This is a genomic window from Clostridium estertheticum, assembly GCF_011065935.2.
GTDB classification, from domain to species: Bacteria; Bacillota; Clostridia; order Clostridiales; family Clostridiaceae; genus Clostridium_AD; species Clostridium_AD estertheticum_A.
On record NZ_JAAMNH020000001.1, the window covers coordinates 3,993,660 to 4,019,797 of the forward strand.

At 30.6% G+C, this 26,138-nt stretch carries 22 protein-coding genes; 4 read left to right on the forward strand and 18 right to left on the reverse strand.

Features of this window, described 5'->3' with window-relative positions; genetic code table 11:
* The first annotated feature begins 385 nt into the window (after nucleotides 1-385).
* The gene (locus G9F72_RS19045) at nucleotides 386-1,615 is read left to right on the forward strand and encodes a 6-phosphofructokinase (RefSeq protein WP_164959619.1); all 1,230 of its coding nucleotides are present in this window, start codon (nucleotides 386-388) and stop codon (nucleotides 1,613-1,615) included.
* A 461-nt stretch (nucleotides 1,616-2,076) separates the two neighbouring features.
* On the opposite strand, the gene G9F72_RS19050 is transcribed toward G9F72_RS19045, so the two are convergent.
* The 5 genes from G9F72_RS19050 to G9F72_RS19070 all read right to left on the reverse strand — a co-directional run bounded on the left by G9F72_RS19050 (nucleotide 2,077) and on the right by G9F72_RS19070 (nucleotide 7,512).
* On the reverse strand, nucleotides 2,077-2,715 hold the full coding sequence (locus tag G9F72_RS19050) for a hypothetical protein (protein WP_164959618.1): 639 nt from the start codon (nucleotides 2,713-2,715) through the stop codon (nucleotides 2,077-2,079).
* A 210-nt stretch (nucleotides 2,716-2,925) separates the two neighbouring features.
* Nucleotides 2,926-3,702 carry a prepilin peptidase gene (locus tag G9F72_RS19055; RefSeq protein WP_164959617.1) on the reverse strand — a complete coding sequence of 259 codons (777 nt, stop codon included), beginning with the start codon at nucleotides 3,700-3,702 and terminating at the stop codon, nucleotides 2,926-2,928.
* Nucleotides 3,703-4,117: 415 nt separating this feature from the next.
* Nucleotides 4,118-4,591 carry a prepilin-type N-terminal cleavage/methylation domain-containing protein gene (locus tag G9F72_RS27455; RefSeq protein WP_164959616.1) on the reverse strand — a complete coding sequence of 158 codons (474 nt, stop codon included), beginning with the start codon at nucleotides 4,589-4,591 and terminating at the stop codon, nucleotides 4,118-4,120.
* 318 nt (nucleotides 4,592-4,909) lie between these two features.
* On the reverse strand, nucleotides 4,910-6,640 hold the full coding sequence (gene ade, locus G9F72_RS19065; RefSeq protein ID WP_224676175.1) for an adenine deaminase: 1,731 nt from the start codon (nucleotides 6,638-6,640) through the stop codon (nucleotides 4,910-4,912).
* Between the two features lie 194 nt (nucleotides 6,641-6,834).
* Nucleotides 6,835-7,512, reverse strand: coding sequence for a ribonuclease H-like domain-containing protein (locus G9F72_RS19070; protein ID WP_164959615.1), 678 nt, complete (start codon nucleotides 7,510-7,512; stop codon nucleotides 6,835-6,837).
* A 236-nt stretch (nucleotides 7,513-7,748) separates the two neighbouring features.
* Between G9F72_RS19070 and G9F72_RS19075 the strand changes: the two genes are divergently transcribed.
* From G9F72_RS19075 to G9F72_RS19085, 3 genes are all read left to right on the forward strand, one after another.
* Nucleotides 7,749-7,973 (forward strand): ferrous iron transport protein A, encoded by a 225-nt coding sequence (locus G9F72_RS19075; protein WP_164959727.1) that lies wholly within the window; start codon nucleotides 7,749-7,751, stop codon nucleotides 7,971-7,973.
* 100 nt (nucleotides 7,974-8,073) lie between these two features.
* Complete coding sequence (gene feoB / locus G9F72_RS19080; protein WP_164959614.1) at nucleotides 8,074-9,837, forward strand: ferrous iron transport protein B; 1,764 nt, start codon at nucleotides 8,074-8,076, stop codon at nucleotides 9,835-9,837.
* Nucleotides 9,838-9,895: 58 nt separating this feature from the next.
* A complete protein-coding gene (locus tag G9F72_RS19085; protein ID WP_164959613.1) occupies nucleotides 9,896-10,063 on the forward strand; it encodes a FeoB-associated Cys-rich membrane protein in 168 nt (55 codons plus the stop codon).
* 51 nt (nucleotides 10,064-10,114) lie between these two features.
* On the opposite strand, the gene G9F72_RS19090 is transcribed toward G9F72_RS19085, so the two are convergent.
* The 13 genes from G9F72_RS19090 to G9F72_RS19145 form a co-directional block, all read right to left on the reverse strand.
* Entirely contained in the window at nucleotides 10,115-10,822 is a 708-nt protein-coding gene (locus G9F72_RS19090) for a ribonuclease H-like domain-containing protein (protein WP_164959612.1), read from the reverse strand.
* 204 nt (nucleotides 10,823-11,026) lie between these two features.
* On the reverse strand, nucleotides 11,027-12,736 hold the full coding sequence (gene argS / locus G9F72_RS19095) for an arginine--tRNA ligase (protein WP_164959611.1): 1,710 nt from the start codon (nucleotides 12,734-12,736) through the stop codon (nucleotides 11,027-11,029).
* A 466-nt stretch (nucleotides 12,737-13,202) separates the two neighbouring features.
* Nucleotides 13,203-13,937, reverse strand: a complete 735-nt coding sequence (locus tag G9F72_RS19100; RefSeq protein ID WP_224676303.1) for a metallophosphoesterase — start codon at nucleotides 13,935-13,937, stop codon at nucleotides 13,203-13,205.
* 279 nt (nucleotides 13,938-14,216) lie between these two features.
* On the reverse strand, nucleotides 14,217-16,082 hold the full coding sequence (locus tag G9F72_RS19105) for a thioredoxin domain-containing protein (RefSeq protein ID WP_164959610.1): 1,866 nt from the start codon (nucleotides 16,080-16,082) through the stop codon (nucleotides 14,217-14,219).
* Nucleotides 16,083-16,119: 37 nt separating this feature from the next.
* Nucleotides 16,120-16,290 carry a DUF255 domain-containing protein gene (locus G9F72_RS27460; RefSeq protein WP_164959609.1) on the reverse strand — a complete coding sequence of 57 codons (171 nt, stop codon included), beginning with the start codon at nucleotides 16,288-16,290 and terminating at the stop codon, nucleotides 16,120-16,122.
* Between the two features lie 142 nt (nucleotides 16,291-16,432).
* Nucleotides 16,433-18,397, reverse strand: coding sequence for an AAA family ATPase (locus G9F72_RS19110; protein WP_164959608.1), 1,965 nt, complete (start codon nucleotides 18,395-18,397; stop codon nucleotides 16,433-16,435).
* The gene (locus G9F72_RS19115) at nucleotides 18,394-18,969 is read right to left on the reverse strand and encodes a hypothetical protein (protein ID WP_164959607.1); all 576 of its coding nucleotides are present in this window, start codon (nucleotides 18,967-18,969) and stop codon (nucleotides 18,394-18,396) included. The genes G9F72_RS19110 and G9F72_RS19115 overlap by 4 nt, the downstream gene beginning before the upstream one ends.
* Complete coding sequence (locus G9F72_RS19120) at nucleotides 18,962-20,269, reverse strand: dsDNA nuclease domain-containing protein (protein WP_164959606.1); 1,308 nt, start codon at nucleotides 20,267-20,269, stop codon at nucleotides 18,962-18,964. Before G9F72_RS19120 ends, G9F72_RS19115 begins: the two co-directional genes overlap by 8 nt.
* A gap of 560 nt (nucleotides 20,270-20,829) precedes the next feature.
* A complete protein-coding gene (locus tag G9F72_RS19125) occupies nucleotides 20,830-22,365 on the reverse strand; it encodes a recombinase family protein (protein ID WP_164959605.1) in 1,536 nt (511 codons plus the stop codon).
* A gap of 5 nt (nucleotides 22,366-22,370) precedes the next feature.
* Nucleotides 22,371-22,586 carry a hypothetical protein gene (locus G9F72_RS19130; RefSeq protein ID WP_164959604.1) on the reverse strand — a complete coding sequence of 72 codons (216 nt, stop codon included), beginning with the start codon at nucleotides 22,584-22,586 and terminating at the stop codon, nucleotides 22,371-22,373.
* A gap of 305 nt (nucleotides 22,587-22,891) precedes the next feature.
* A complete protein-coding gene (locus tag G9F72_RS19135) occupies nucleotides 22,892-23,875 on the reverse strand; it encodes a recombinase family protein (protein WP_164959603.1) in 984 nt (327 codons plus the stop codon).
* Nucleotides 23,876-24,651: 776 nt separating this feature from the next.
* A protein-coding gene (locus G9F72_RS19140; protein ID WP_224676264.1) for an IS3 family transposase occupies nucleotides 24,652-25,817 on the reverse strand; the annotation gives its coding sequence in 2 pieces (ribosomal slippage) (nucleotides 24,652-25,559 and nucleotides 25,559-25,817; 1,167 coding nt in all).
* Nucleotides 25,818-25,982: 165 nt separating this feature from the next.
* Nucleotides 25,983-26,129 carry a hypothetical protein gene (locus tag G9F72_RS19145; protein ID WP_164958321.1) on the reverse strand — a complete coding sequence of 49 codons (147 nt, stop codon included), beginning with the start codon at nucleotides 26,127-26,129 and terminating at the stop codon, nucleotides 25,983-25,985.
* Nucleotides 26,130-26,138: the final 9 nt, after the last annotated feature.

The following is a 26,138-nucleotide window of genomic DNA, read 5'->3' on the forward strand; positions in this document are numbered from 1 at the left end:
TCCTGATTTTATATCGCAAAGATTTAACCGAATCTTTAAAATATTATACATATATTTTATCATTAATAATAAAATTAGTCTTTGTATTTCTTAAAATAATTTTAAATTTATTCCATATTTTTACTATTTTAATTATATTATGAGCATTATTGTATCACTTTTCTTAAATAATACCTAATACATAATGTGTATTTTATTATGTCGCTAATATTTTATGCACAACTTCAACATTATATGTAATGGGTAATTATGCTTATTATTTTTGGAATAAGTATTTAATATTAAATTCCATCTTGAGTAACTTAAATTTATACCTTATAATCAATTAGTAGATTCTATTAATAATAATCACAATTTAATTCCTATGGAAAGGGGAAATTCTAAAATGAAAAATTGTATAGTAGCGCAATCAGGAGGTCCGACTTCTGTAATAAATGCTAGTGCTATGGGAGTGCTAGATGAGAATATTAACTCTCATTATTATGATAACGTTTATGCTGGCATAAACGGAATACAAGGTATTTTAAACAACCACATCGTAAACCTATCTAACATACCCTATGATGAGGTTAAAGGATTAAAATATACTCCCTCCTCTGGCCTTGGTTCTTGCAGATATAAGTTAAAATCCTACGAACAAAACCCTGAAGAGTACTTAAAACTTTTTAAAATATTAGAAAAATATGAAATTAAAACCTTCTTTTATATTGGAGGTAATGATTCACAAGATACAGTACATAAATTCAGTATTTACGCAAAGCAGCATAATAAGGATGTAAAATTTATTGGAATTCCTAAAACTATAGATAACGACCTACCTATTATGGATCATACCCCTGGCTTTGGAAGTGCTGCTAAACTAATTGCTACCTCAGTTCTAGAAAACTTCCTAGATGCCAGTGTATATCCTGCAAAAGGAGTCTTCATACTTGAAACTATGGGACGAGATACTGGTTGGCTGGCAGCTAGTGCTTGTATTGCAACTATTAACGGTAAACCTGCTGCAGATTTCATATATCTACCAGAAGTTGCCTTTAGTTCAGAGAATTTTTTAAAGGATGTAAGTAGAAAACTTACCGAGAAAGATCATGTTTTCGTAGTAGTCTCTGAGGGCATCCGAACTAAAGAAGGTAAATTTATAGGCGAAACATACGAAACTGGCCTTGATAAATTTGGTCATGCTCAACTGGGTGGTGTTTGTGCTTACCTTAAGGATTTAATTTTAACAACTAATACGGCTGAAAAAGTTAGAGTTTTAGAACTTTCAACAATTCAACGCTGTTCAATGCACTGTGCATCACAAACAGATATTGACGAAGCCTATGAAGTAGGCACCGCTGCTGTTACTTATTCTATTGACGGAATAAGCGGAAACATGATAGGTATAAAAAGGCTTTCAAACTCACCATATACATCTGTTCCTTTTGTACTTGAAACTGAAAAGGTTGCTAATAACATTAAATACTTCCCTCTAGAATGGATTAATGAGGAAGGTAATAATGTAACTCGTGAAGCTTATGAGTACACATTACCATTAATAATGGGTGAGCCAAAAATTTCTATAGAAAATGGCCTTCCAAAATACACGTTTTTAGAAGACCCATTTAAATTTTAAAGCAAAACCACCTGGTACTTTCAGGTGGTTTTATTTTTTTCATATAAGAAGTATTTACCTTCGCTGTTTAAAGATGCCTACAATAAAAAAATGATAGCATAGATGTATATCCACGCTACCGAGTTAAGGAATTTTAGTAAAAACAAATTATTAAATATTTACACTGCATTATATAACTATTTACTAAATTGTCTAAATTTATAATATCACAAATGTAATCATTTGCATATGTAATTTTTCACAAAAATGATGTATTTTTTTTGGATTAATTCATTTTTTTAATTTTTCCGACTTTTTATTTTAATGCAAATCCTATATATTTTATTTAAATATCAGCTTTTGTGGATATATTGAATATAAAATTAATATATTTTATGCTTAATAGATTCAATCTAGGATTTTTTAAAATAAAAAAAAGTCCTACGAAAAATTTTCATAGAGCTTTTTTAAAATTCAATATACTAGAATAATGGATTTTCATTACCATATTTAAAATAAATTAAAGAATTCAAAAATCTTTGATATTTATTAATTTCAGAACTAACTTCTCTGCCTCTAAAAACTACCATGGATATAACTTCCCACAAAAATACCCAGCCACCTATATTAAATCCTTGTTGTACCGTTCCTAAAATTATATTACCCCCTACAGTAGTACTTAAGAAAACAGACACTGCTAGAAGACTAAGTGATGTGAGTAAATATTTAAATAGTTTTTTATAATTATTATTTAAAACTTTAATCTCCTGATGTAAATAAAAGGAGTAGTAGGTTTTAATACCTGCAATTAACAATTCTTCTCGATTTACGTCTTTTCCCTCTTTGGGTAAGTAGAAACATATATCTACTCCATGTTTAGCGGGAATCTCTTCAAAACAGTTTTCAAGAAAATTTGCTAAATCCGGATCCATGTCTCTTTTTTTAAAAGGAGCATGATCCCAATCATTAAAAATATCATTATACTTGTCTAAAGCTACCTGTATAACATAATTTCCTGTACTAGTATTTTTCTCGTAAATTTTTTGAAGATAATCACTTTTTTTCGCTTTCATGGTTTTTTCCTTCCATTTACTATTCATGTTCTGCAATATATTTTGCATATTATCAACCCTTCATAACCATTCAGTTATGTCTCATTATACACCGATTCTTGTAAATAGCCAAATAGAGCCATTCTAGATAGTTGAAGAATTATTGAAACTATTCAAGTTATCCTCTAGTTTCCGTTAAAGTCCTTAGATTTAGAGTGCTACCTGCAGCTATTTCGTTAAATTTCATGGATCACTAACATAACCATGTTCAAACTTAATTTAATTCAAGGTGCCTAAGTACCAGTTTAAAATTTTATCCCCCCACAATATACTCAAAAAAGCAGCCATTATTATAGAGGGACCAAAAGGCATTTCAGATCTCCCATTTTTCTTCTTAAACCTCAATAAATAAACACCAATCACTCCACCAATTATAAAAGAAAAGAAGATCATAATTAGTGTTAATTTAAAACCTAAAAACAGACCACAAAGTCCACAAATTTCTGCATCACCCCAGCCCATACCCTCTGTTCCTAGAATAAGCTTGGATAATAAAATTATAATAATTATGATACCTGCACCTAATAAAGCACCATAAACATAAGTAGCTACTTGTTCCCGCATGTAAAAATTTACCCCTAGTAAAACAGCACCCATAGCTATTGCGAGCCAGGTGGTAGTAGTATACACTTCCATAGTATCATAATCTATCATAGCTATAACTAATAAAAAAGGTATAAGTATTAGATACCTTAAGAGAAAAATGCTTACTCCATATCGAAAGTAAGTCAATAAAAAAAGTATAGCAGTTGCGAGTTCTACTAGAGCATATCGAATAGATATCTTCTCCCCACAGCTCCTGCATTTACCACTTAAAAAAATCCAGCTAATCACTGGTATAAGATCATAAGACTTAATATTATTACCACAGGAAGTACAGTGAGAAGGTGGGTATGCTATACTTTCTCCTCTTGGAATTCTGTATATACATACATTTAAAAAGCTTCCTATTAATAGTCCTAGTATAAAAATAGTTATTGAAATAATACTTTCCATTGGATCACCTCGTTTAGTATTATTAAATATAATTTCACATGAATTTTGTAGATAAATATTAATGACATACTGCATATCCGCGAAACTCGTCCTTATTATTTTATAACTTTATTATGGACAACACAACATTATTTTGCATAAATCGTTATATTTTTACATGTAAATAGTTATGTTACTGTGGTTTATTGTTATGCCCCCACTTATATAAGTGGGGATTTTTCCTTCTTAAATTCCGCTAAAGGTAATTGTAAGATTATGTACATATTTTTTTTTGCTTTTGTGGATTAAAACTTTAGTTTTGCTTTACTATAAAATTGTTTTTAATTATTAATGCAATGGTGATTTTTCCAATTGTAAAATAATTTAATGCTATAAATTCAGAAATCTTTAAGCAAAAGTAAAACTGCAAATACTCTTACTTATCTGGATTTGTTGGATAACCTAACGTTGTTGGTGTAGGATACAACGTATAATTACCAGCAGCAACATAGTCATTTTCACCAGATACACCAATAGCTGCAGTATTAGCTAAAACTGTTACATTTTCATTAGTATCGATTTTCACAATAAACTTAGCATCTTTTATTGCCTTAACAACAGGTACAGTTTGAAGATAATCCTTTATCACAGTAGCTGACTCAGCAACATTAGTATCAGTTATTTCTACTCCAGCACTGTAATTAGTTTTTGTTATTTTTTCTTGAGCCATAAGTGCTACCGTAGCATCAGCAATAACCTTTGCACTAGCAATATCAGCTTTTATTTTAGCATCCTTTTGAATATTTCCATACTTAGGCACTGCTATTGCCGCTATCACAACAATAATCGAAATTACAATCATAAGCTCAATCAGTGTAAACCCTTTTTTCTTTTTTACATTTTTTTTCATTTTTAATTCCTCCTACTTTTATGTTTTTTATCTTAACTCCTTTTGAGAGCTAACAACTTAAGCTAGTTTATTTAAAACTTTATTCCCTATACCGATCCTTCTCCTATTTTCTGCTGGCACAAATACTACCCATAGACCTCATTACCGAAATTACACCCTAATGACTTTTAAAATTCTGTCCACTTTTTTTAAATTATAAACATACATTTATAATTATTTTTTACCCACTAAAAAATTAGCTATCTCCCCTTAAATGGACAACAAAAAACACACTCCTATTGAATATAAGAATGTGTTTTAGAAATAATTTGCTTCTTTTTAATTTTTACTTTTAATTTTATTTTCTTCTTTATTTGACAGGAGCTGTATAAACTCAAATTTATTATAGTGAAACAACCCTCTAGAAGTAATTTTCACTTCTGGTATTACCGGAAGTGCCATAAACGATAAACTTATAAAAGGATCATATTCATCACGTACTCCAAAGCTTCTTGCAATTCTACTAAGCCTCTTTAGATTTTCTGCCACCATATAGGGACTTTCAAAACTCATTATCCCTCCAATTGGCAAGTTTAACTGAGCAATAACCTTTCCCTCAGAAACCATAGCTATTCCACCACCAATAGTAATAAGAGTATTAACAGCCACCTCCATGTCCTTATCGTCATCGCCCACCACTATAACATTATGAGAATCATGAGCTATAGTTTGTGCTATGGAGCAATGTTTTAAACCCAATCCTTCAATGAACCCAACAAAATGTTTACCCGTATTATGATGCCTTTCAATTACTGCTATTTTTAATATATCTTTTTCTACGATCCTCTTTATATATCCAACTTCATTTTCTATTTTTCTTTGCACCAATTTTGTTTGCACAGAATTTGGAATTAATTTTATCACATTTATATTTTCAGCTGAACTTTTCACTTTGAAAATTTCACTTTTTATAAAATCCATATGCATTGAAGAATTTATCTTTAAGTTAACGTATTTTTTCTCCTGTAATTCTACATACTCCTTGCCATTTTTTATAATCTTTTTTATGTTTAAACCCTTTAGGTCCTCAAATAGCACCAAATCAGCTTTATATCCTGGAGCTATAGCTCCTCTATCCTTTAAATCATAGCACTTAGCTGCATTATAGGAAGCCATTATAAATGCCTTTATAGGATTAAGCCCCTGTTTTACAGAAATCCTAATACAATTATCTATAGAGCCAATTTCTAGTAAGTCATCTATATGCCTATCATCGCTGCAAAATAAAAATCTTCCGAAATTACGATTGTTAACAGCAGGAAGTATGTCTTTTAAATTTCTTGCTGCGGAGCCTTCTCTTAGCATAACGTACATTCCTCTACTAACTTTATGTGCGGCCTCCACAACATTAGTACATTCATGATCTGTTCTTATACCGCAACTTAAGTATGCGTTTAGCTCTTGCTTTGATATATTAGGACAATGCCCATCAATATGTTTATGCTTAGCCATATCTATTTTTTTTAACATATTCTCATCTAAATTTATAACTGCAGGTACGTCCATTACCTCGCCAAGCCCTAATACTCTATTATTATTTATTAATTCTTCTAAATCTTCAGCATTAAGAGTGTATCCACTATCCTCAATTTTTGTTGCTGGTACACAAGATGGTAGCATGAAAAAAATATCTATAGGCGCGTCCTTACTATTCTTTAGCATAAAACGAATACCATTCATTCCATCTATATTAGCTATTTCATGTGGATCTGCTATTACTGTAGTTACACCTTTTTTAATTACCACCCTTGCAAACTGCTGTGGCATAATCATGGAGGATTCTATGTGTACATGGGCATCAATGAACCCTGGTGTAACATATAAATCTGTACAATCAATTTCCACGTCCCCAGCGTATTCTCCAATGCCTATAATATTCTCACCAACTATTGCAATATCCCCTCTATCTATACTCTCAGTAAACACATTAACGAAATTTGCATTCTTTAGCACTAAATCTGCTTTAGCTCTTCCCATAGCTACATTAATGTTTTTCTTAACTTGCTCCACATGCTCTCCCCCTTCAATCTTTTTCTCATACTCCTTATATTAAATTATTACGGAAAGGGTCACAGTATTCCTATTCACTAAGTTAAGTATGAAATTTCTTGTTTCGAGTTCTTTTGCAAGGCACATAGAAGAAATGAAATTTTATGCATGCTAAAGGATTTAGATTATGATTTTTTTGCAAATAAAAAACACAGCTATTGCTGTGCTGTGATTTCTTCGGTTTTTAAATTTATTCTATTATACCAATCTATATATATATAAAATAAACTGACAACATCCTGTTGATTATATAATAATATCTTATCTTTTTTCTCTTGAGGCATTCTATTAATATAGTCATCATCTTTTACTATTTTACCAAAGGTTTTAGCTAAATTAGACCCACTTATTAATTCACTTTCGCGATCAATCTCAAATTTTTTTTCTAGAGCTTTAAGCCCAATACAAGTTCCTTCAGCTTTTTCATAACATTTTTGTAAATCTATTTCTTCAAAATACCCTTCTAATAAAAAATCTGTTTTATGTGCTTTTAATAAATAGTTTATAACTGTAAAATCATTGTTCCCTGAAAATGTAACGATGTATTTTTTATTATACTTCACTTTCATTTCTTCAAAATAACTTTTAGCTAGTGATAATATTTCTATAGCATCTTTTTTATTTTCTGCCATATATTGAGTAACCTTTAATTCCTTTGAAATTTCATCATAAACGCAACACCCAAAAACTCCAATACATATGGGCTTTTTATAAATGTAATGTTCTAAATCAAAAAACAATGCATTTTTAAAGAGTTGTTTATTTCCGTCTATGTCTAGTGAGCTTTCCATAGAAATTTCTCCCACTTTAACACTACTAAGTTTTGTAATCACAATATCACTCTTTTCTACTAAGTTTACTAACTTTCCTATCAAGTTTACTAAAGAACAACCCATAAATTTGCATATTTTTAATTTAAATCCCTGCTCAATCTATTTTATCACAATTCCACTATTATATGAAAGCATTTTAAAAAATTTATTGAATTCCCCTGTTATTTTACATTGACACCAATCGATAACCATGTTAAAATGATATTGAGAATTGTTTTCATTAAGGGGTGATTATTATAAGCATTTATGATTTAAAACCAGGAGATAAAGCACTAATTGATTCAGTTTGCGGCGATGAAAAGTTTGCTAAGAGGCTACTCGCCTTAGGATGCATAGAAGGTACTGAAGTAACTTTAAAAGCTACTGCTCCTCTAGGAGATCCAATAATTATAAATTTACGTGGTTTCAATTTAGCCATTAGAAAAAATGACGCTAAAAATATAAATATAAAAACTGCATAATTATTATGCCCAGAATACTATTAAGGAAATAGCATCTATATGGTTTTGTGCTTATTAAGCATATAAGCGACTTACAAGCGACATAATGAGGAGGATTTGAATGATCACTGCTGCACTACTAGGTAATCCTAATGTTGGTAAAACAACTTTATATAATTCACTTACAGGTTCTAACCAATACGTAGGTAATTGGGCTGGAGTAACAGTTGAAAAAAAAGAAGGCTTTATCGATAATAAAATTAAAATTGTTGATTTGCCTGGTATTTATGCCATGGATACTTATTCAAATGAAGAAAAAGTTTCCAAGGAATTTTTACAAAATGGTAATGTAGATGTAATCATTAATATTGTGGACGCATCAAGTCTTGATAGAAATTTATATCTTACCACACAATTAAAACAATTTAACAAACCAATAATTTTAGTATTGAATATGGTAGATGTAGCAATAGCTAAGGGTCTAGATATTGATTATAAGCTTTTATCAGAAAAACTAGGAGTAAAGGTAATACCTATAGTAGCTTCAAAGGATAAGGGAATTTCTGATGTTCGCGATTGCTTACTTAAAGAGGATTATATTACCGCCTCTTCAAATAGCCTAAAATTTAAAGACGAAAAGGAAACTTACGCATATATTGAAGTTTTACTAAAAACAATCATCAATAAAAAAAGCGTTAATAGCGTTTCTGTTACAGAAAAAATAGATAAAATTGTTCTTAATAGAATAATTGCTTATCCACTATTTTTCGGAAGTTTATTTTTAATTTTTATGTTTACTTTCAGTTGGGTGGGACAACCATTAGCTGATTTTCTAAGTAGCTTGCTTAATGATGATTTTGTTCCATTTTTAACTAAATTATTGGCTAATAACAGCCCATGGTTTTCTTCTCTATTAATTGATGGTATCATAGGTGGAGTAGGTTCCGTAGTAGTATTTCTGCCAGTTATCTTGGCATTATTCTTAGGTATTTCATTTTTAGAAGATAGTGGCTATATGGCAAGAGCAGCTTTTATTATGGATAAATTAATGAGGAAAATGGGTTTATCAGGTAAAGCTTTTATTCCCTTAATTGTTGGTTTCGGGTGTTCTGTTCCAGCTATAATGTCTGCTAGAACTCTAGAGAGTGAAAAAGACAGAAAACTTACTGCACTTTTAGTACCTCTGATGTCCTGCAACGCTAGGCTTCCAGTTTATGCATTGTTTGCATCAGTATTTTTTCCAGGGAGAGAGACCCTTGTGGTATTTTCATTATACTTAATGGGTATCGGTGTAGCCTTTGGAATTGGTATCTTATTCAAAAACACACTATTCAAAAAGGATGAAGAACCTTTTATTATAGAATTACCTGAATATAAATTACCTGAGCCAAAGAGCTTATTAATTCACACTTGGGACAAGGGTAAAGGTTTCTTAAAGAAAGCCGGTACTATAATCTTTTCAATTTCCGTAATAGTATGGTTTTTATCAAATTTTAACACCACAGGTATGGTTGATATAAATTCTAGCTTCTTAGCTGCTATTGGAAAATTTATAAACCCACTATTTATTCCGCTTGGATTTGCTTCTTGGCAAAATTCCATAGCACTATTAACCGGTCTTATGGCTAAAGAAGTAGTTGTAGGCACAATGGGAGTTATATATGGTAGCAATTTAACACATATCCTACCTAATTATTTTACTCCCCTATCCGCTTATAGTTTCTTAGCTTTTGTTTTACTCTACACTCCGTGTGTATCAGTAATAGCAACTATGAAAAAGGAATATGGAAATAAAATGGCCATTTTTTCACTAAGCTATCAATTAGTATTAGCCTGGATAGTTTCCTTCATAATATTTAATGTAGGCAGTTTTATAATCAGATAATAAAAAGAGGCTATTTTGAAACAGTATCGAGTCTAAAATATAGTGAGGTGATTTGCCGGTGGAATTTATTATTGTTTTCGTGATTGTTATTGTAGCTGGATATATATTCTATTCTAACGTAAAAAAACAAGCAAATGGCGATTGTGGTTGTGGAAACGGCTGTAAGGGTTGTAGTCAGAGCTGCGACACAAAGCCTTCTATTAAGAATAATAGTAAAATTCAATAAAAAACAGTCCCCTGGTACATTATTATTATAATGTACCAGGGGACTGTTTTTTTATGATAGTTGGATATTTACTACTTTTAGTGGCTGATTTGTATTTACATTATTATTTATAAGTGACATTTGTTTTTTAGCTGATTTTTCTTTCCTTTTTAAATCTAAATCATTTTCAATAGTATTAATCACTTTGAAAATTTTAGGTAAGTTTAGGACATCTTCATAATTGTGAAGCATGAGAATTTCTTTTAATTTTTCATCATGGTTTACAAGGTATTCATTATATATTTCAACGCTCCTGGCTCCATTTATTTCATCTCGCCTCTTAATTCCAGTAAACTTCTCTACAGTTTTTAAACTACAGTTCTTCATTCCCATTTTTTTATGAAATGGTCTTATAATCTTAAATAAATCAATATGTTCACTAGGCAATCTAAATCCAAGATTAAATCTACTCATCTTTCTAATTATGAAAGGTTCATCAAAAGCTGTACCATTATAAGAACACCATTTTTCAAAATTATTCATAGATTTCTTAAGCTCTTTCAAAATACGCTCTTCTTCGCAAGGCGATTCTGCAAAATATTGAACAATTTTAAATTGATCTTCATTTAAGTAATATCCCAAAGATATCAATACTATTTTATCGCGTTCAAAATCAAACCCTGTAGCTTCAATATCTAAATACGCAATAGTGTCCATCTTATATTTTCTAAAAATTTCCTTGGGTAAAATAACGTCAATTTCATATTCTTTGATAAACATAGTTCCCCCTAATCTATAAAAAAAGAAAAGTATTACAACAAATGTTTTTCTATTTGCTAAGTAATTCTAAATAAATTTTACATTTTTCTATACTCTAATAATACATTAAAAATAGGGTTATTGCAAATCATTGCAATAATGCACAAACAAATAAACAATATGACCCTATGTTTTGTTTATTTGTTTGTACCTACCCTCTCTATTCTACATTCTATCTACGACTTCTATACCTATAAGGTTTAAAGCATTCTTGATTACTTGGCAAGTAGCTTCTACCATTTTAATTTTTGCTTTTTTATTAGATTCATCTTCTAAATTAGCTATATTATGCTGATTGTAGAATTTATTAAAAGATTTAGCTACTTCAATAACGTATCTTGTAACCATAGATGGTTCTAATTTATCAATAGCATACATAATTGAATTTTGGAATCCTTCTAATTGCTTTACAAGTTCAAATTCTTCTTTAGAATCTAATTTATTGTAATCAAGCTCTACATTTGACTCAAGTCCCTTGTTATTCTCTTCAACTTTTCTTAATATGCTTTTTGCTCTTGCATAAGTATATTGAACATAAGGACCTGTTTCTCCATCAAAGCTAAGCATTTCTTCCCAATTAAAAACAATATCTCTTTCTCTGTGATTTTTTAAATAAGTGAATATGATAGCCCCTATTCCTACTTTTTTAGCTACCTCTTCTTTGTTTTCCAGTTCTGGATTTTTTACATTTATTATTTCAAGAGTTTTCGCCACCGCTTCGCTTAATAACTCATCTAAGAAAATAACATCACCTTTTCTTGTAGATAATTTTTTATCTGCAAATCTTACTGTACCAAAGGGTACATGTACGCAATCTTCTGCCCATTTATTACCCATAAGCTTTAAAGTAGTAAATACTTGTTTAAAATGAAGAGCTTGATCTTTTCCAACTACATAAATATTTTTATGAAAATCATAAGTTTTCTTTCTGTAAGTTGCTGCTGCTAAATCACGGGTTGCATATATTGTAGCCCCGTCTGCTTTTTTAATGATGCAAGGTGGCATATTGAATTCATCTAGCATTACTACCTTAGCTCCATTACTTTCTACAAGAAGACCCTTTGCATCAATGTCTGCAATTACATCATCCATTTTGTCACAGTAAAAGCTTTCCCCAGCATAAGAATCAAATTTAACATTTAGTGTTTCATAAAGCTTTTTAAATTCAACAAGACTTAAGTCTTTAAATTTAGTCCAAAGCGCAACTTCATCGATGCAACCATCTTCTAATCTCTTGAAGTACATTCTTCCTTCATCATTAAGTGCTGGATCAATTTCAGCCTCTTCATGGAATTTAACATAGATCCTTAATAATTCTCTAATGGGATCTTTCGCTAGAGCAACTTCGTCTCCCCAGTTTTTATAAGCATAAATAAGCTTACCAAATTGTGTTCCCCAATCTCCAAGATGATTAATTCCAATACAATTATATCCTTCAAAAGAAAGTATTTTATATAAAGAGTTACCGATAGCTGTAGTAAATAAATGTCCTACATGAAATGGCTTTGCTATATTAGGTGATGAATACTCTACTACCATATTCTTACCTTCACCCATTTTAGATGACCCGTATTGGTCTCCATCTTTTAATATTTTCTCTATAGTATTTTTAATAAATACTCCTTTGTCTAAAAAGAAGTTTACGTAAGGACCATAACACTCTATTTTTTCAAAACCCTGATTCTCAATTTTTTCTTTTAAATCTTTCGCTATAGCATTAGGTGCTTTTTTCATAGTTTTTGCTAATTGGAAACAAGGAAAAGCAAATTCTCCCATTTCAGGTTTTGGTGGTATTTCAATCAAATTCTCTATTGTTTCTATGTCTAAATCCACCAATTGTTTAATTCTTTCTGCAACTATTTTCTTATAATCCATATAATTTCCTCCTATTTTAAAACTCATGTATATTTTAATATAACAAAAAACCCATCTCTAAATAAAGAGACGGGTTATATTTCCGCGGTACCACTCTAGTTGACTATAAAGTCCACTCAATATTTTAACGCTCTTCGCGACTTACCCTATAAGAGTCAAAAGTTGTTCCTTCTAACTAGTTCAGGCAGCTTCTCCAAGGTTCTTTTCCTAAAATTAATTGGATTAATTTTGTTAAATAGTCACCCATTTAACTTCCTATACCTTACAAGGCTTACACCATCCCCTTGCTCGCTTTAAGATTAATAAGAAAGTACTGTCCTCTTCACAGAATTTAGTTATTATATTTATTTCATAATACATCATATTATATTACCACTAGTGCATTGTTGTCAACTATTTTTAAAAGATTCTCAATTCTAATAACTTTCCTTGATAAACTAGTGTATTAAAATATCCTTAATTAACTCTAACTCACTCTCTTGCCTTGCCACATTCTTTTATTAATCCTCACTTCAACATCATTGCCGTTAATTATTAGAGCATTTAACTGCCCTTCCGTTTTAATTATATTTTCTCCATCAATACTGATAATTTTTTGTTCTTTTTTTATAATTGGATTGCAACAACCCTTTTCTCTCCCATAATTAGCTGTTGGCCAATGACCAACTATTACATATTTAGAAAAAACTAAACCCTGCTCCAAAAACGCATCATTTTTCATGACTTTACTTGCATCCTGTTCTTCTAAATTTTCAGATGTAATACCAGCATGAGCAAATATAAAGTTTTGGGTTTCAATTATATGGGGTAATTGCTCTAACCACTCAATTTCACAACTGAAATTTTTCATTATCTGCTTCTTGATATACTTAATATCTGATTTTTCATTAACTTCAATTGATAGTTCATAGCACATTTCATTTAAAATACTATTTTTTTGCAATATCATATATCTTAAAAGATTTTCATCATCTTTTTGATTTTTGATATCCTCCCAAATTGTATCATGGTTTCCACTTACTATATAAACCTCATTTATCTTTGCTAGTTCAATAATGTATCTTAAGGTTTTTAAACTCATATTTCCTTTTTCAATCAAGTCCCCTACTAAAAATAGAATATCATGTTGTGTGTAGAAAACTTTTTCTAAAAGCATTTGAAAAAGATTTAGGTTACCATGTATATCACTTATTGCAATAATCCTTTAGTTCTTTGGTAATAAAACTTTTTTTACTTTAGCTTTAATGATTTTCTTCTCCCTTTAAACTATAATTTAATTATTATGACTCAAATTTCACAAAAAAAAATCGACTTAACCATTGATAAATCGAGGTTTTTTTAGCATTTCAATAGGAATAATTACTCATAAGAACAATATACCACTTATTCATAATAAAAAACACCTACCTAAGTAGATGTTCTTTGTAATACTTAAATTTTTATAAAAAAAATTATTAATTGTTCATTCTCCCAAATGTCCTTAAACTTTAATATACTCTGAAAACTTTTGCAAATCAGTAATAGGCTCTCTGCAATTAAAATTCTCGCAAATATAAGCAGTAGTTTTCCCCTTCAAGGGTTTATGTGCTTTTATTTCAGAATTAATAGCATTTAACCTTTCATCACCAGTATTTAAAACTACTGTTGCAAAAGGTAGGTAAGTGCTATTAATTTCTTTAATCATAGCCTTAGTTTCCACGTCTTGCTCTTGTCCGGAAAGTATAATATCCTTACCTGGTACCAAACTATATAATAATGCTGTCATAAAATAAGCATGAGCACTTTCTATAGTTTTAACCTTTGAAGCAAAAACTTCAAACTGCCCATATGCCTCATTTTCTAATTCACTATTAGAAGTTAATCTAGCAAGTCTTAACATATTTAATGTAGCCACTGAGTTACCTGAGGGCACTGCACCATCATATATATCTTTAGGCCTAACAATTAGCTCTTCACCATCAATCCCATATAAAAACAATCCACCCTGACCTTCATCTTTAAATAGCTTAAACATATTTTCATTAAGTTCTAGTGCTTTACTTAAATATTTTACATTAAAGGTGGCTTCATATAGTTCTATTAGTGCATGCACTACAAAAGCATAATCCTCTAAATATCCTAAGTGTGCTATTTCCCCCTCCCTGTATCTTGCCATTAATCTTCCACTTTCATTAATCATATTACTTAGGATAAAATCCATAGCTTTTTCTGCCTGTTGAATGTAACTGCTATTTTCAAAAATCCTTCCGCCATAAGCGAGCGCTGCAATCATAAGTCCATTCCAAGAGGTTAATATCTTGTCATCCTTATATGGATGGATTCTTCTTTCTCGATATTCAAGAAGCCTTAGTCTCATTTTTTCTAGTTTTTGCTGCAAATCTTCATTTATATTAGTGCCACTTTCCATACCTATGAGATTTGGGATATTCCGTCCTTCAAAATTGCCTTTTCCAGTTATATTGTAGTGATCACAATAGGTTTTATAAAACTGTTCACCTAATACTGGAGCCACTTCCTTAAGTGTTAACAAATAATATTTGCCTTCTTCTCCTTCACTATCTGCATCTTCAGCAGAGTAAAAAGCACCATCTTTCGAGGTCATATCTCTTGATATATAAGTAAAGATTTTTTCCGCCACTTCTTTGTAGAACTCATTACCTGTAGCTTCAAAAGCTTCAACATATACTGAGGCTAAAAGTGCATTATCATATAACATTTTCTCAAAGTGAGGTACTAACCATTTCTCATCAGTGGAATATCTTGAGAAACCAAAACCAATATGGTCAAAAATCCCACCCTCATACATGGCTTCCAGTGTTTTTTCTACCATTTCTAATGCTTTAGGCTCATTATAGTTTTTCCAGTATCTTAATAAAAATCGCAAATTGTGAGGTGAAGGGAATTTTGGAGACCTACCAAATCCACCATAATTCAAATCAAAAACACTATTGAAGCTATTATAAGCATTATGTATTTCTTCTTCCCCTATTTTCTCTCTATTAACCAATGCATCAATGCCTTTTATATGCTCTACTATTCTTTTACTAGATTTTACAATATCCTCTCTTTTCTCATTCCACTGCTCTGCAATAGAATTCAATACATCCATTATCCCTGGCATTCCATATTTACTTTCCGAGGGGAAATAAGTACCTGCATAAAAAGGCTTTTTATCCGGAGTCATAAAAATAGTTAAGGGCCATCCACCACTTCCTGTTAATGCTTGGCATACCGTCATATAGATACTGTCTATATCTGGTCGTTCTTCTCTATCTACCTTTATTGCTACGAAATATTTATTTAAAATAGCTGCTACCGATTCATTTTCAAAAGATTCTTTTTCCATTACATGACACCAATGGCAAGTCAAAAACTAGACCCAATCACGAGTACCCAATAGAAAGGAATATTGGTTTATCTTGTGCTTTTGCTTCAGCAAAAGCTTCTTCACACCAGGGATTCCAATTTACTGGGTTATATGCATGTTGTAACAGGTATGGACTCTTTTCATTAACCAATCTATTAGACTTTTCACGCATCTTCTGATTAGACATATTATCACGCTCCTTTCTTATGTTATTTTTATTACTATACCCAAAAATGCTACCGAATATAATCCAATAGCATTTTTTCTTTAATATTTCTTTTTCATTTTTAGATTAGCCCTAATATATAATGGAATGTAAGTAAATAATTTTAATGCCCTGAATAATAATCAATTAGTCCAGGATGTTCGGGATCATCTGGAGTCATATGCTTTGATAAAATATCTATCTTAACATCTGTATCCGGTGGATATAATTCCTTATCAATAATTATTAATTGCATATCCTTTAACTCATCTGACATAATCTCATATACAAACTTATAAAAACTTTCAAAGACTTCCTTATTTTCTCTTTCACTAATATTCTTCATCGGTGTATCAATAACTAGAATATTAGGAAAGGGAATATCTTGACTCTTAATCAATTTCTGTATCGCGAAAGCAAAGCAACATTTGAAAATTGTTTTCTTTCCACCACTACTTAGATTAATAAAATCCATTTCATTAATATCATTATCTTTAGTTAATATTTTAGGGTAAAAACTCTTTGTATCCATTGTCACATAGTCTGTAAGCTTTATTCCCGGGAATTTAACCTTATTAAGTATATTAATAAATACTTTCTTTAATTCTTCCAGTTTATTTTCTTGTTTGTTAGCCTCATCTTTAGCTATTCTAATCTCTTCTTTTTTATTAGTTTCATCAGTTTTTAGTTTTTGTACTTTAGAGTACAATCCTAATATCTTCATAGGCAGTACTTTTATCTTTTCCAAATACTTAATATCCGAACAAACCTCATATATTTGAATGTCAAACTTTTTGATATTCGATAAGTATAATGAATCATACTCTATTTCCTCTAAAGACAACCTCTTATCAAGTTCTGCTTTCCTTGGGTTGAATACATTTAATTCTTTTACTAGGATATCTCTTTGATTTGACATCTTTTCTATAGATAAATCTATCTCATTACGTCTATCACGCAAATCATTCTCAATAATATTATAATCTTCACTATCATTATATCCTAAGGGTTGCTTACATAATGAACATATCTCGATGTTCAATTCTATATTTTTTATATCAGAGCCACATTGTGGGCAGCTTACAAAATTAGCATCTTTCAATATTTCTTTAGCCTCATCAAGATTTTTTAATTTAATACTTGCATAAAAGTACTCTTCTCTAAGTTGCGTCCTACTTTCAACCTGCTTTGTTATTTCATAAATTGCATTCTCCAGTTCTGAAATATTAGATATACTTAATCTTATTTGTGTTCTTAATTCATCGACAATATGTTGATTATTGCGTGAAATCCCCTTTAAAGCATCCTCCCTTTTAGAAAGAATTTTATTTTTGTCTATCTCTAAATTTATAATCTTGTTTTCTATTGCTTCAACTTCATCAATATTATTTTCAATCAAGAAATTCGTTAATTGTGTAATGCTTACTTCAAAACCTTTTTTATTTGACTGTATATTAGATAAATCGTTTTCTAAACTGGCTATATGCTCATAATAAAATCCCAAGATCATTCTCATTACGTCCCTACTTGAATATTTGTAGTAACCACCTTTTTCTTCAAGATGAAAAAAGGAACTATCAATATTATCTTGATCTAAATACCAAAACAACATTATATTTTTGAAACTTAACCTAATTAATTCACTCTCTTGAGATATTTTGTTTCTCCTCACCTTTGGTGGAGTACACCCCATCAGATAAAATAACATATCTGAAAGATTTTCAATGTTTTCACCAGGTATAATTGTTTCTCCTTTAGTCCCGATTATAGGTACCATAACGTAGGAATTTTTCTTTTCTTCCTCCACTACACTACTCCACTCAATAAATACTTGGTTTTTATCTTCTTTATTACGAGTCAGTGAAACAGTATTTTCTGCAATCTTAAAATTTAAGGTAGCACCTAAAAATTCCTGTTGTAGTGCTGGTGTATTAATTAATTCTTCACCTAAACAAAAACTAATTAGCATAGTAATTGTTGTTTTCCCTGCACCCATCTTACCGTAGATGTATGTTATAGATTCAGAAAAAGGAAACTCTATTACCTTTTTACGACATTTAATTATTAATGAAGTCAATATCATTTTCATAAAATCACATCCATTTCTGCTTTAACTCTTAGTATTTCAGGAAAAGTTGAGTATATCATCTCAATTAATTTCTTTTGCGACCAACTTCCAAAAACGGTTTTTACAATACTACATCTTACAATTAGATATTCGTAGTCTTTTAAAATCTTAATCTTATTTGATGTATCAATGCCTTTAGAAGTAATCACTAAAACAGTTTTTTTTCCATCTGTATTAATCCGAATCAAATCTTTTGCACTCAATATATGCACTATCCTTCTGTATTTAAAATCCCATGGTGCAAAATTAAATTTCATCATTTTAGCATCAATAGAATTAACTTCATATGATTGCAATTTAAATTTCTTTTTGTAAATTGTTTTATTTCCTTGGGATTCTATGTTTTCTAATGCTTTATCAAGCGCAACAGGATATCTTAATAAAAAATCTAAAATAGCTAATTTTGTTATTCCTTCAATTTTACCCGTTTGATTTCTACCAGCAAAAGTATACATCAACATTAGCATTCGGACTATATTATTGGTATCATCGCTGTCAATATTTATTATTGTCTCTACTAAATTCCTACTCACTTTTCCACCCTCTTTCTGGAGTATCACTAAATTGAACTTCACATTCCCCAGTGAGTACTCCCACCATTCCTTTTAATATTTCATAGGGACAGTTGTCAACATCAGCAGCACGTTTTTCGGAAATTCTAGTCAATCTTTTTTCTATATTGGTTAACATCTTACTTCCATAAGCCTTTTTTGCACTCTTTGTTTCTACTTTTGCTTCTATAGCTTGATTTTTAACTATTCCTCTAATATGAGAGAAATCTTTTCTATCTGAACTATTTAAACTTTCTTTATGATAATTTTCCAAAAAATATTCTTCTGTTTTATCTCGTAGTTCATCTATCACCTCTATCGCATCTGGATCTATCATTCCACAATCCATTTTTATTTTCATAAGTTTCTTCCTATCTGGATCTAATGAAATCTTAGTATTTTCAAATGCCAAATAATATGCTCTACCAATAAAACTTTCTATAATGTTTTCAACCATCTCTTTTGTAATTCTTTTTGTATTTACTTGTGAATTAACTCCATTTTTTATTCTATCTCCATTTAATAAACTTATGTAATCATCAATAGGTTCCTTACACTTTTTTGATGATGCTGAATATACTATATATATCATTTTATCTAAAATATGTTTCAATTTTTCCACACTAAAATCAACACATAAATCAATTTTTGATAATACTTCTGTTATAATCTTTGATTCAATATCATCCAACCCTGGCATAATCTGAAATTCAGTTATTCTTAATGTTTCTATTACTTCTGAACGAGTTGCATTTGATTTTTTTTCTAACTTGCTTATATACTTATCTAGTGTTGATGGAGAAAATTTATAATCTGGTGGTTTCAGTTTTTGCAACATTTTAGCTAGTGTTTGTATACTTTCTCCTGTTTTATTTCTTAAGTAGTCACAGTTTGAAGTAAATACAAACTTTTCAAAACAACCTGGAAATTTTTTATTGTTTTCAATAAACCTACAAATACTATTCACAACTGCGTCGTCACTTAACTTAAATGGACCATCTGATAATTGACGTGTTTTAACTTGAATACCACGGAATTTGCCATTGTTCATTACACCAATAATATCCTCATGCTGTTCACATAAGATCTCTTCAAATGCAATTTTCTTAGAATACATTAAAAAAGCTAAATATGCTGAAACTGTATGTTGATATCTGAATCGCTTTTGAGTTTCATCTCCACAATCCTTTTCAGATAACTCTGTTAAAGGTGACCTTACCTCTTCAAGAGTTTCTTTACTTAAATCTGACAAATCTTTTATAACTTCTGTATTTATAAACAATCACCTCAGTAATTAATTATTTTTAATGAATTTAATAATATTACTACTTAATCAATAACTTTAATAAAACTCTGATTAAATATATTAAATTCACATCACTACAATAAAATTATTTATAGCTTGGACACTTACTCTACTCATTTTATTGAATTTGCAGAATTTAATGTTCGAATAAATATATTAACCTAAAAAGTTAATTATATTTAATTGTAACATAATTTTACAAATATAAAAAGAAAAAACCCCGTCTTCTTCCACTATATTACAAGTTTCATCTTCTAATTGGTGCTAAGTCATCAAAATAAAAGAAGGATATCATTACAATTTCTTAGTAATAACCTCCTTCTGAGAAATAGATAAAAATTATAACCCATCGATACCGATTGCTCTAACTTCATTTAATATATCTACAATTGGACTACAAACTTCTGCTTTTTTACACTTTCAAATGATAAATTTATGGTTACAATAGTCAATTTTTTACTTACTCCTAATGATAAATGACTAAACAAACACTTGAAATGTGTTAAATTTTATTAAGTTTACTCTACCACATGTTATCAAATAAAATTTATTTGCATTTTAATATCATCCCCATTACGTTCCCACACAATAGAGTAAATAACTACTTTGTATAAATTATTCAATTGTTCATTAGATAAATTACCCTCAGCTAATTTATCTGCAAATTCCTTAATTATACTTAGTCTTTCAGTAGTTTCTTTAGTGTCTGCATGCTTCAATTTTAACTCTAGAATTTTCATATCTTCTTTTAAATCAGAAATTTCTTTACTTATTGCAACTTTTGACTCTTTGTATTCATCTAGAGTATCTATGCCGGCCTGATAAGCTTCCTTTGCTCTTAATAAAACTGTTCCCTTTCTTTTTATTAGAGCTTCTTCCTCTTTAATTGACTCTTCAATGCCTCTTACATATGAATCGTCTATACCGTTAATCTCTTGAAGAATCTTATCTTCATACTTAATAAATTCTTGATTAACAGCCTCTAATACAATACTTGTAGAACCTCCACTGTTTCCACATTTATTACCACATGGGTCTACATACCAGCAAGGTTTTATTCTACATACACCATTTCTTTCTTTACGATCTTGCAATGTCATATTATGACCACATTTTGCACACTTAATTAAGAATGTAAATGGTAATATCGTTTTTATACCTGACCGCCTTTTAGGTGTCTTAGTATCTCTTGCTAAAAAAATTTGAATGCGTTCATGCTCCTCCTCAGTTTTTACTGCTTCATGTTTACCTTTTTTAACAATTTGATCTTCCTTCGGTATTACTTGAAACTTTCTTGCATCAGAAGGTTTTCTCTTATGACCATTTCCTATAGTTTTGTTGGTTACTATTTTACCTAGATGAGTTTCATCAGTTAATAATCTACCAATAGTAACACCAGACCACTTAGCTCCTTTAGGCGATTCAATTCCTCTTCTATTTAAATCAAAAGCGATATTACTTAAAGGTGTCTTATAGATTAAAACAGAATCAATAACCCCCCTATAGATTTTGAGTTTATCATCATTAACAACAAGGCTACGTTCATTAAATTTATCACCCCATTTTTGATACTCATACGGATATGGTGGTATTCCATTCGTCCAATAACCATCTATAGATCCTCTTTTTTTACCTCTGGATAATCTCTTTGTAATTTGCTTGTACTCCATTCGTGCAAAGAAAAATTGAAAATCTAGCATAATATCGTCATTATCATTAGTTAAATCCATTACTTTATCTACTATACATAGAAATGTATTGGAGCTTACAAGCGTATGCTTTATGTTTTCAAAATCGGAACTTTTACCTCTTCCAAGTCGATCTACATCTACTACTAGTACAGCATCATATAAGTCTTGCTTTACATCACTTAATAACTGCTGAATTTGAGGACGCATTTCAATTGTTGCACCTGAAGCAATCTCTTTATATATTCTGTACTTCCAATTGTTTTTGTCGCATACTTCTAATAATATATTTAAATGATTGGCTAAGTCCTTTTCAGTCTCCTCCGCACGTGACTTTCTCAAATATATAGCCACATCACTTATAATCACTTTTTTATCTGACATTATACCTACCCCTCCTTACAGCTTAAAAGCTCATTTAAATTAAGTGCAAACTTTCTAAGCGCCTGATGTGAAGGTGTGTTGTTTATAACTACAGTTATTCTCAATCCTTCGTGTTGTAGTATACCGTTACTACAAGTATTATCAACTTCTGATTTCATTTCTGTAGAAAAATCATTCTTTTCTTCATAACTATTAACTAACGTAGCGTTACCATTAGACATGAACCCCAACTCCCAATACCATATTTGAAGTATCAAACCTCATGTTTCTCTGATAATTCTCAATTAGCCCTATCCCTAATAAAGTTTTATTCCGTAAAAGTCTTAAAATATACCCCTTTTATAAAAAAAAGACCTTTATCTAGATTTTCGAAAACCTACAATAAAGGTCCATAACCATAAACCTGATTTCCAACACCCTTACCAAATATCTAATATATAAAAACAAAAGAATGCACCTACCAAAATAGCAACGATAAAAAATCCTGTTGTAAAAGGTTAGGTGCACATTCTACACTATAGAGCCACTACCTTTTTACTACTACCTTAGAGTTTGATGTGTTAGCAGCACACTTTAAAAACATTAAAATACGTTCATGCTCATCCACTGTTTTCACTGCCTCATGTCTACCTTCATAAAATATGTGACCTTGTTGAGGTATAGTTTCAAACTTTATAGTATTAACAGAGGTGCTCTTATGTCCATCTCCCCTTGTTTTATTTATAACTATTTTACCCAGATGTGTTTCATCTACTAATAATCTTCTTAGAGTAGTTACTCCCCAATTCACACCTCTAGGAGACGGCACCCCTATCTTATTTAATTCAATTGCTATTTCTGTTAGTGTTTTTTTGTTAATGATAATACCATTAACAATTTTTTTGTAGACTTTAAGCTTATCCGAGTTTACAACTAAGCTTCTAGGATTACATACATTTCCCCACTTTTGATACTCATATGGGTATGGTGGAATTCCATTTGTCCAATAGCCTGCTTTTGCACCTGATTTTTTACCTTTAGATATTCTATCACTAAGTTGTATATGCACCATATGCATCATTCTTGTATAGAGTGATTGAGTATAATCTAGAATACCCTCATCATTGTCATTTGTAAAATCCATTACTTTATTTAATATATATAAATCCGTATTAGAACTTACAAGTGTATGTTTTATTATTGCTAATTCTGTAATTTGTCTACTAAGAATTGAAACATCTACAACTAATACTGCATCATACAAGTTTTGAGTAACATCATTCAATAATTTCTTAATCTCAGGTCGTTTCTGAATTGTTGCGCCCGAAGCAATTTCCTTATAAATTGTAGACTTCCAACCGTTTTTCTTACATACTTCTAATAATATGTTTTGTTGTTTGAATAAACCCTTTTTACCTTCTCGTGCACTTGCCACACGTAAATAAATAGCTACATTGCTAATAATAGCTTCGCTCATACCTTCAACACCTTCATTGCTACTAACCAATACATTAACATTCTCTTTTAACATGCATACCAACTCCAATAACCATATTTGAGGAATAACACCTCATACACATGTAATCTAATGTCGCTATTCATGTCGCCAGTAATTCCCCCATTACCATCCTAATAAAAGAATATACCCCTTATTTAGTAAAACACCACCTTGAGTAATACAAACACCCTAAATCAATCTTCAACACAATATCAGTAAGACCAAATCATAAAATCAAAAAAAAAGAACACCTTCTCAAAACAGTGATGATAATATAATCAACTGTTAATCTTAGGTGTGTTTTTAGGATTAAAACGAAACTAGCTGTGCTAAACTTAGCACAGCTAGTTTCTAACGTATTTTATTTAAATTTCAAAACTGTCTTTATTCTTTTCCTGAATATCTACATTTATTCTTTGTTCTGCTCTTGTTTTCTTTTGTTTAATCACAATTACATATATCTTGATTTTCAATGCGATTACTCTTACTTTTAGTTACGTTATAAATTCAAATAATGATATAACCAATGTTATTATTGTCGTGGGCATCTGTTTTAGCTTCTAAATTTTTTATATACGTCTATATCGCTAAATCCATGTTTAGCGAAGTAGAATTTTACTTACTATATTTAGCTTAGTTTAATCCGTTTTCAATATTGTATACATTTTCCATGTAATTGATCAATTTATTAAAGTAATTTTTTTCAAATTTAAAAACCTCATTTCCGTAAATATGACCCTTCCCCAATAAACTAGACACTCTAAACTCGTATTATCTCTTGTTTTCGTACAATAACTTAATATTTGGTTTTAAGCTACTTTAGCTTTTCGAGTAGCTTTATTATAATAGTCTTCAGGTGTCACATATCCATTTGAGGCATGGATTCGCTGCCGATTATAAAACACTTCAACATATTCAAATACGGCTGCACGGGCTTCTTCACGAGTCCTAAAGTGTGTACCATAGAGCCATTCACATTTTAATTTGCCCCAGAAAGATTCCATTGGTGCATTATCCCAACAGTTACCTTTTCGGGACATACTACATGTAAAACCATACTTTTTAATCAAATTTTGGTAGTCGTAAGAACAGTACTGTGAACCTCTATCCGAGTGTAAAATGACGTTTGAAGGCTTACCAGCACGTAGATATGCCGAATTCAATGCGTCAATAACTAATTCCTTTGTCATTCGTTCACTCATGGACAATCCAACAATTTTTTGTCCACATAAATCCAAGATTCCAGCGATATAAAGCCATCCTTCATCTGTCCACAGGTAGGTGATATCACTTACCATTTTTTCATTAGGTTTGTCCACAGAAAAGTCACGGTTGAGGATATTTTCTGCAACTGGAAGCTTATGGTTAGAATTTGTAGTGGCTATAAATTTCTTTGAAACCTTTGATTTTATGCCATTTTCACTCATGATATGTTCCACTCTTTTATGATTAATAGGACATTTACTTTTGGTGTTTAATATTCGTGTAATTTTTGTTGAACCGTAAACTTTATTGCTCTTTCCATGGATATCACTAATTTCCTTTAATAGAAGATTATTTGCTTTTGATCTCATGCTTTCTGGACGTTTCTCCCATGCATAGTAGCTGCTCCTAGAAACGGATAGGACCATGCATAGCTTCGCTAGATGGTAGTTCATGCGATTAGCCTTGATAAATAGAAATCTCTTTATTTGAGGTTTCTCGCGAAGTAGGCTGCCGCTTTTTTTAATATATCATTCTCCTCTTTGAGGTCCCTATTTTCTTTTTCAAGCTTATGAAATTTTTCATCTTCTGGGCTTAAGTGTCCACTACCTATAAATGGAGCCTTAGGAGATTTTCTATACTTATTTACCCAGCCCTGCATTGTGGTTGGCTTAACCCCTAAATCAGCAGCTACTTTTGACATCGACTCTCCTGTTTTTTCTAATCTCTTTACTGCTTCCATTTTAAATTCAGCACTATAACTTTTATTCATCAAAAATCATCCACCCTTCATTTTTAGTATAGCACGAGTTCCTCGTGTCTAACAAAGGGGGTATGGGTCAATATGTTAACAGAAATGAGGCTTCATTTACAATAAAAATTTTCCGAATTTGATACATTTTTTGAGTTGCTAACGAACCATCTAATTTCAACATTTTTAAGAAGCAGTAGCTAATTGCTGATGTGCCCCTTGCAAAACAACTACAGAATAATCATACATTTCAGTATTTTTCACTGAAGCCACAAGATTCTTATAGTCTTCTAGCTGTCTTTGTATTTTTAATAACTGCTCAAACGTGTCCATTTATTCATT

Coding starts and splice junctions, on each gene's coding strand:
- G9F72_RS19045 (WP_164959619.1), top strand. CDS start 386: ATGAAAAATTGTATAGTAGCGCAATCAGGAGGTCCGACTTCTGTAATA.
- G9F72_RS19050 (WP_164959618.1), bottom strand. CDS start 2,715: ATGCAAAATATATTGCAGAACATGAATAGTAAATGGAAGGAAAAAACC.
- G9F72_RS19055 (WP_164959617.1), bottom strand. CDS start 3,702: ATGGAAAGTATTATTTCAATAACTATTTTTATACTAGGACTATTAATA.
- G9F72_RS27455 (WP_164959616.1), bottom strand. CDS start 4,591: ATGAAAAAAAATGTAAAAAAGAAAAAAGGGTTTACACTGATTGAGCTT.
- feoB (WP_164959614.1), top strand. CDS start 8,074: ATGATCACTGCTGCACTACTAGGTAATCCTAATGTTGGTAAAACAACT.
- G9F72_RS19090 (WP_164959612.1), bottom strand. CDS start 10,822: ATGTTTATCAAAGAATATGAAATTGACGTTATTTTACCCAAGGAAATT.
- argS (WP_164959611.1), bottom strand. CDS start 12,736: ATGGATTATAAGAAAATAGTTGCAGAAAGAATTAAACAATTGGTGGAT.
- G9F72_RS19105 (WP_164959610.1), bottom strand. CDS start 16,082: ATGGAAAAAGAATCTTTTGAAAATGAATCGGTAGCAGCTATTTTAAAT.
- G9F72_RS27460 (WP_164959609.1), bottom strand. CDS start 16,290: ATGTCTAATCAGAAGATGCGTGAAAAGTCTAATAGATTGGTTAATGAA.
- G9F72_RS19110 (WP_164959608.1), bottom strand. CDS start 18,397: ATGAAAATGATATTGACTTCATTAATAATTAAATGTCGTAAAAAGGTA.
- G9F72_RS19125 (WP_164959605.1), bottom strand. CDS start 22,365: ATGTCAGATAAAAAAGTGATTATAAGTGATGTGGCTATATATTTGAGA.
- G9F72_RS19130 (WP_164959604.1), bottom strand. CDS start 22,586: ATGTCTAATGGTAACGCTACGTTAGTTAATAGTTATGAAGAAAAGAAT.
- G9F72_RS19135 (WP_164959603.1), bottom strand. CDS start 23,875: ATGTTAAAAGAGAATGTTAATGTATTGGTTAGTAGCAATGAAGGTGTT.
- G9F72_RS19145 (WP_164958321.1), bottom strand. CDS start 26,129: ATGGACACGTTTGAGCAGTTATTAAAAATACAAAGACAGCTAGAAGAC.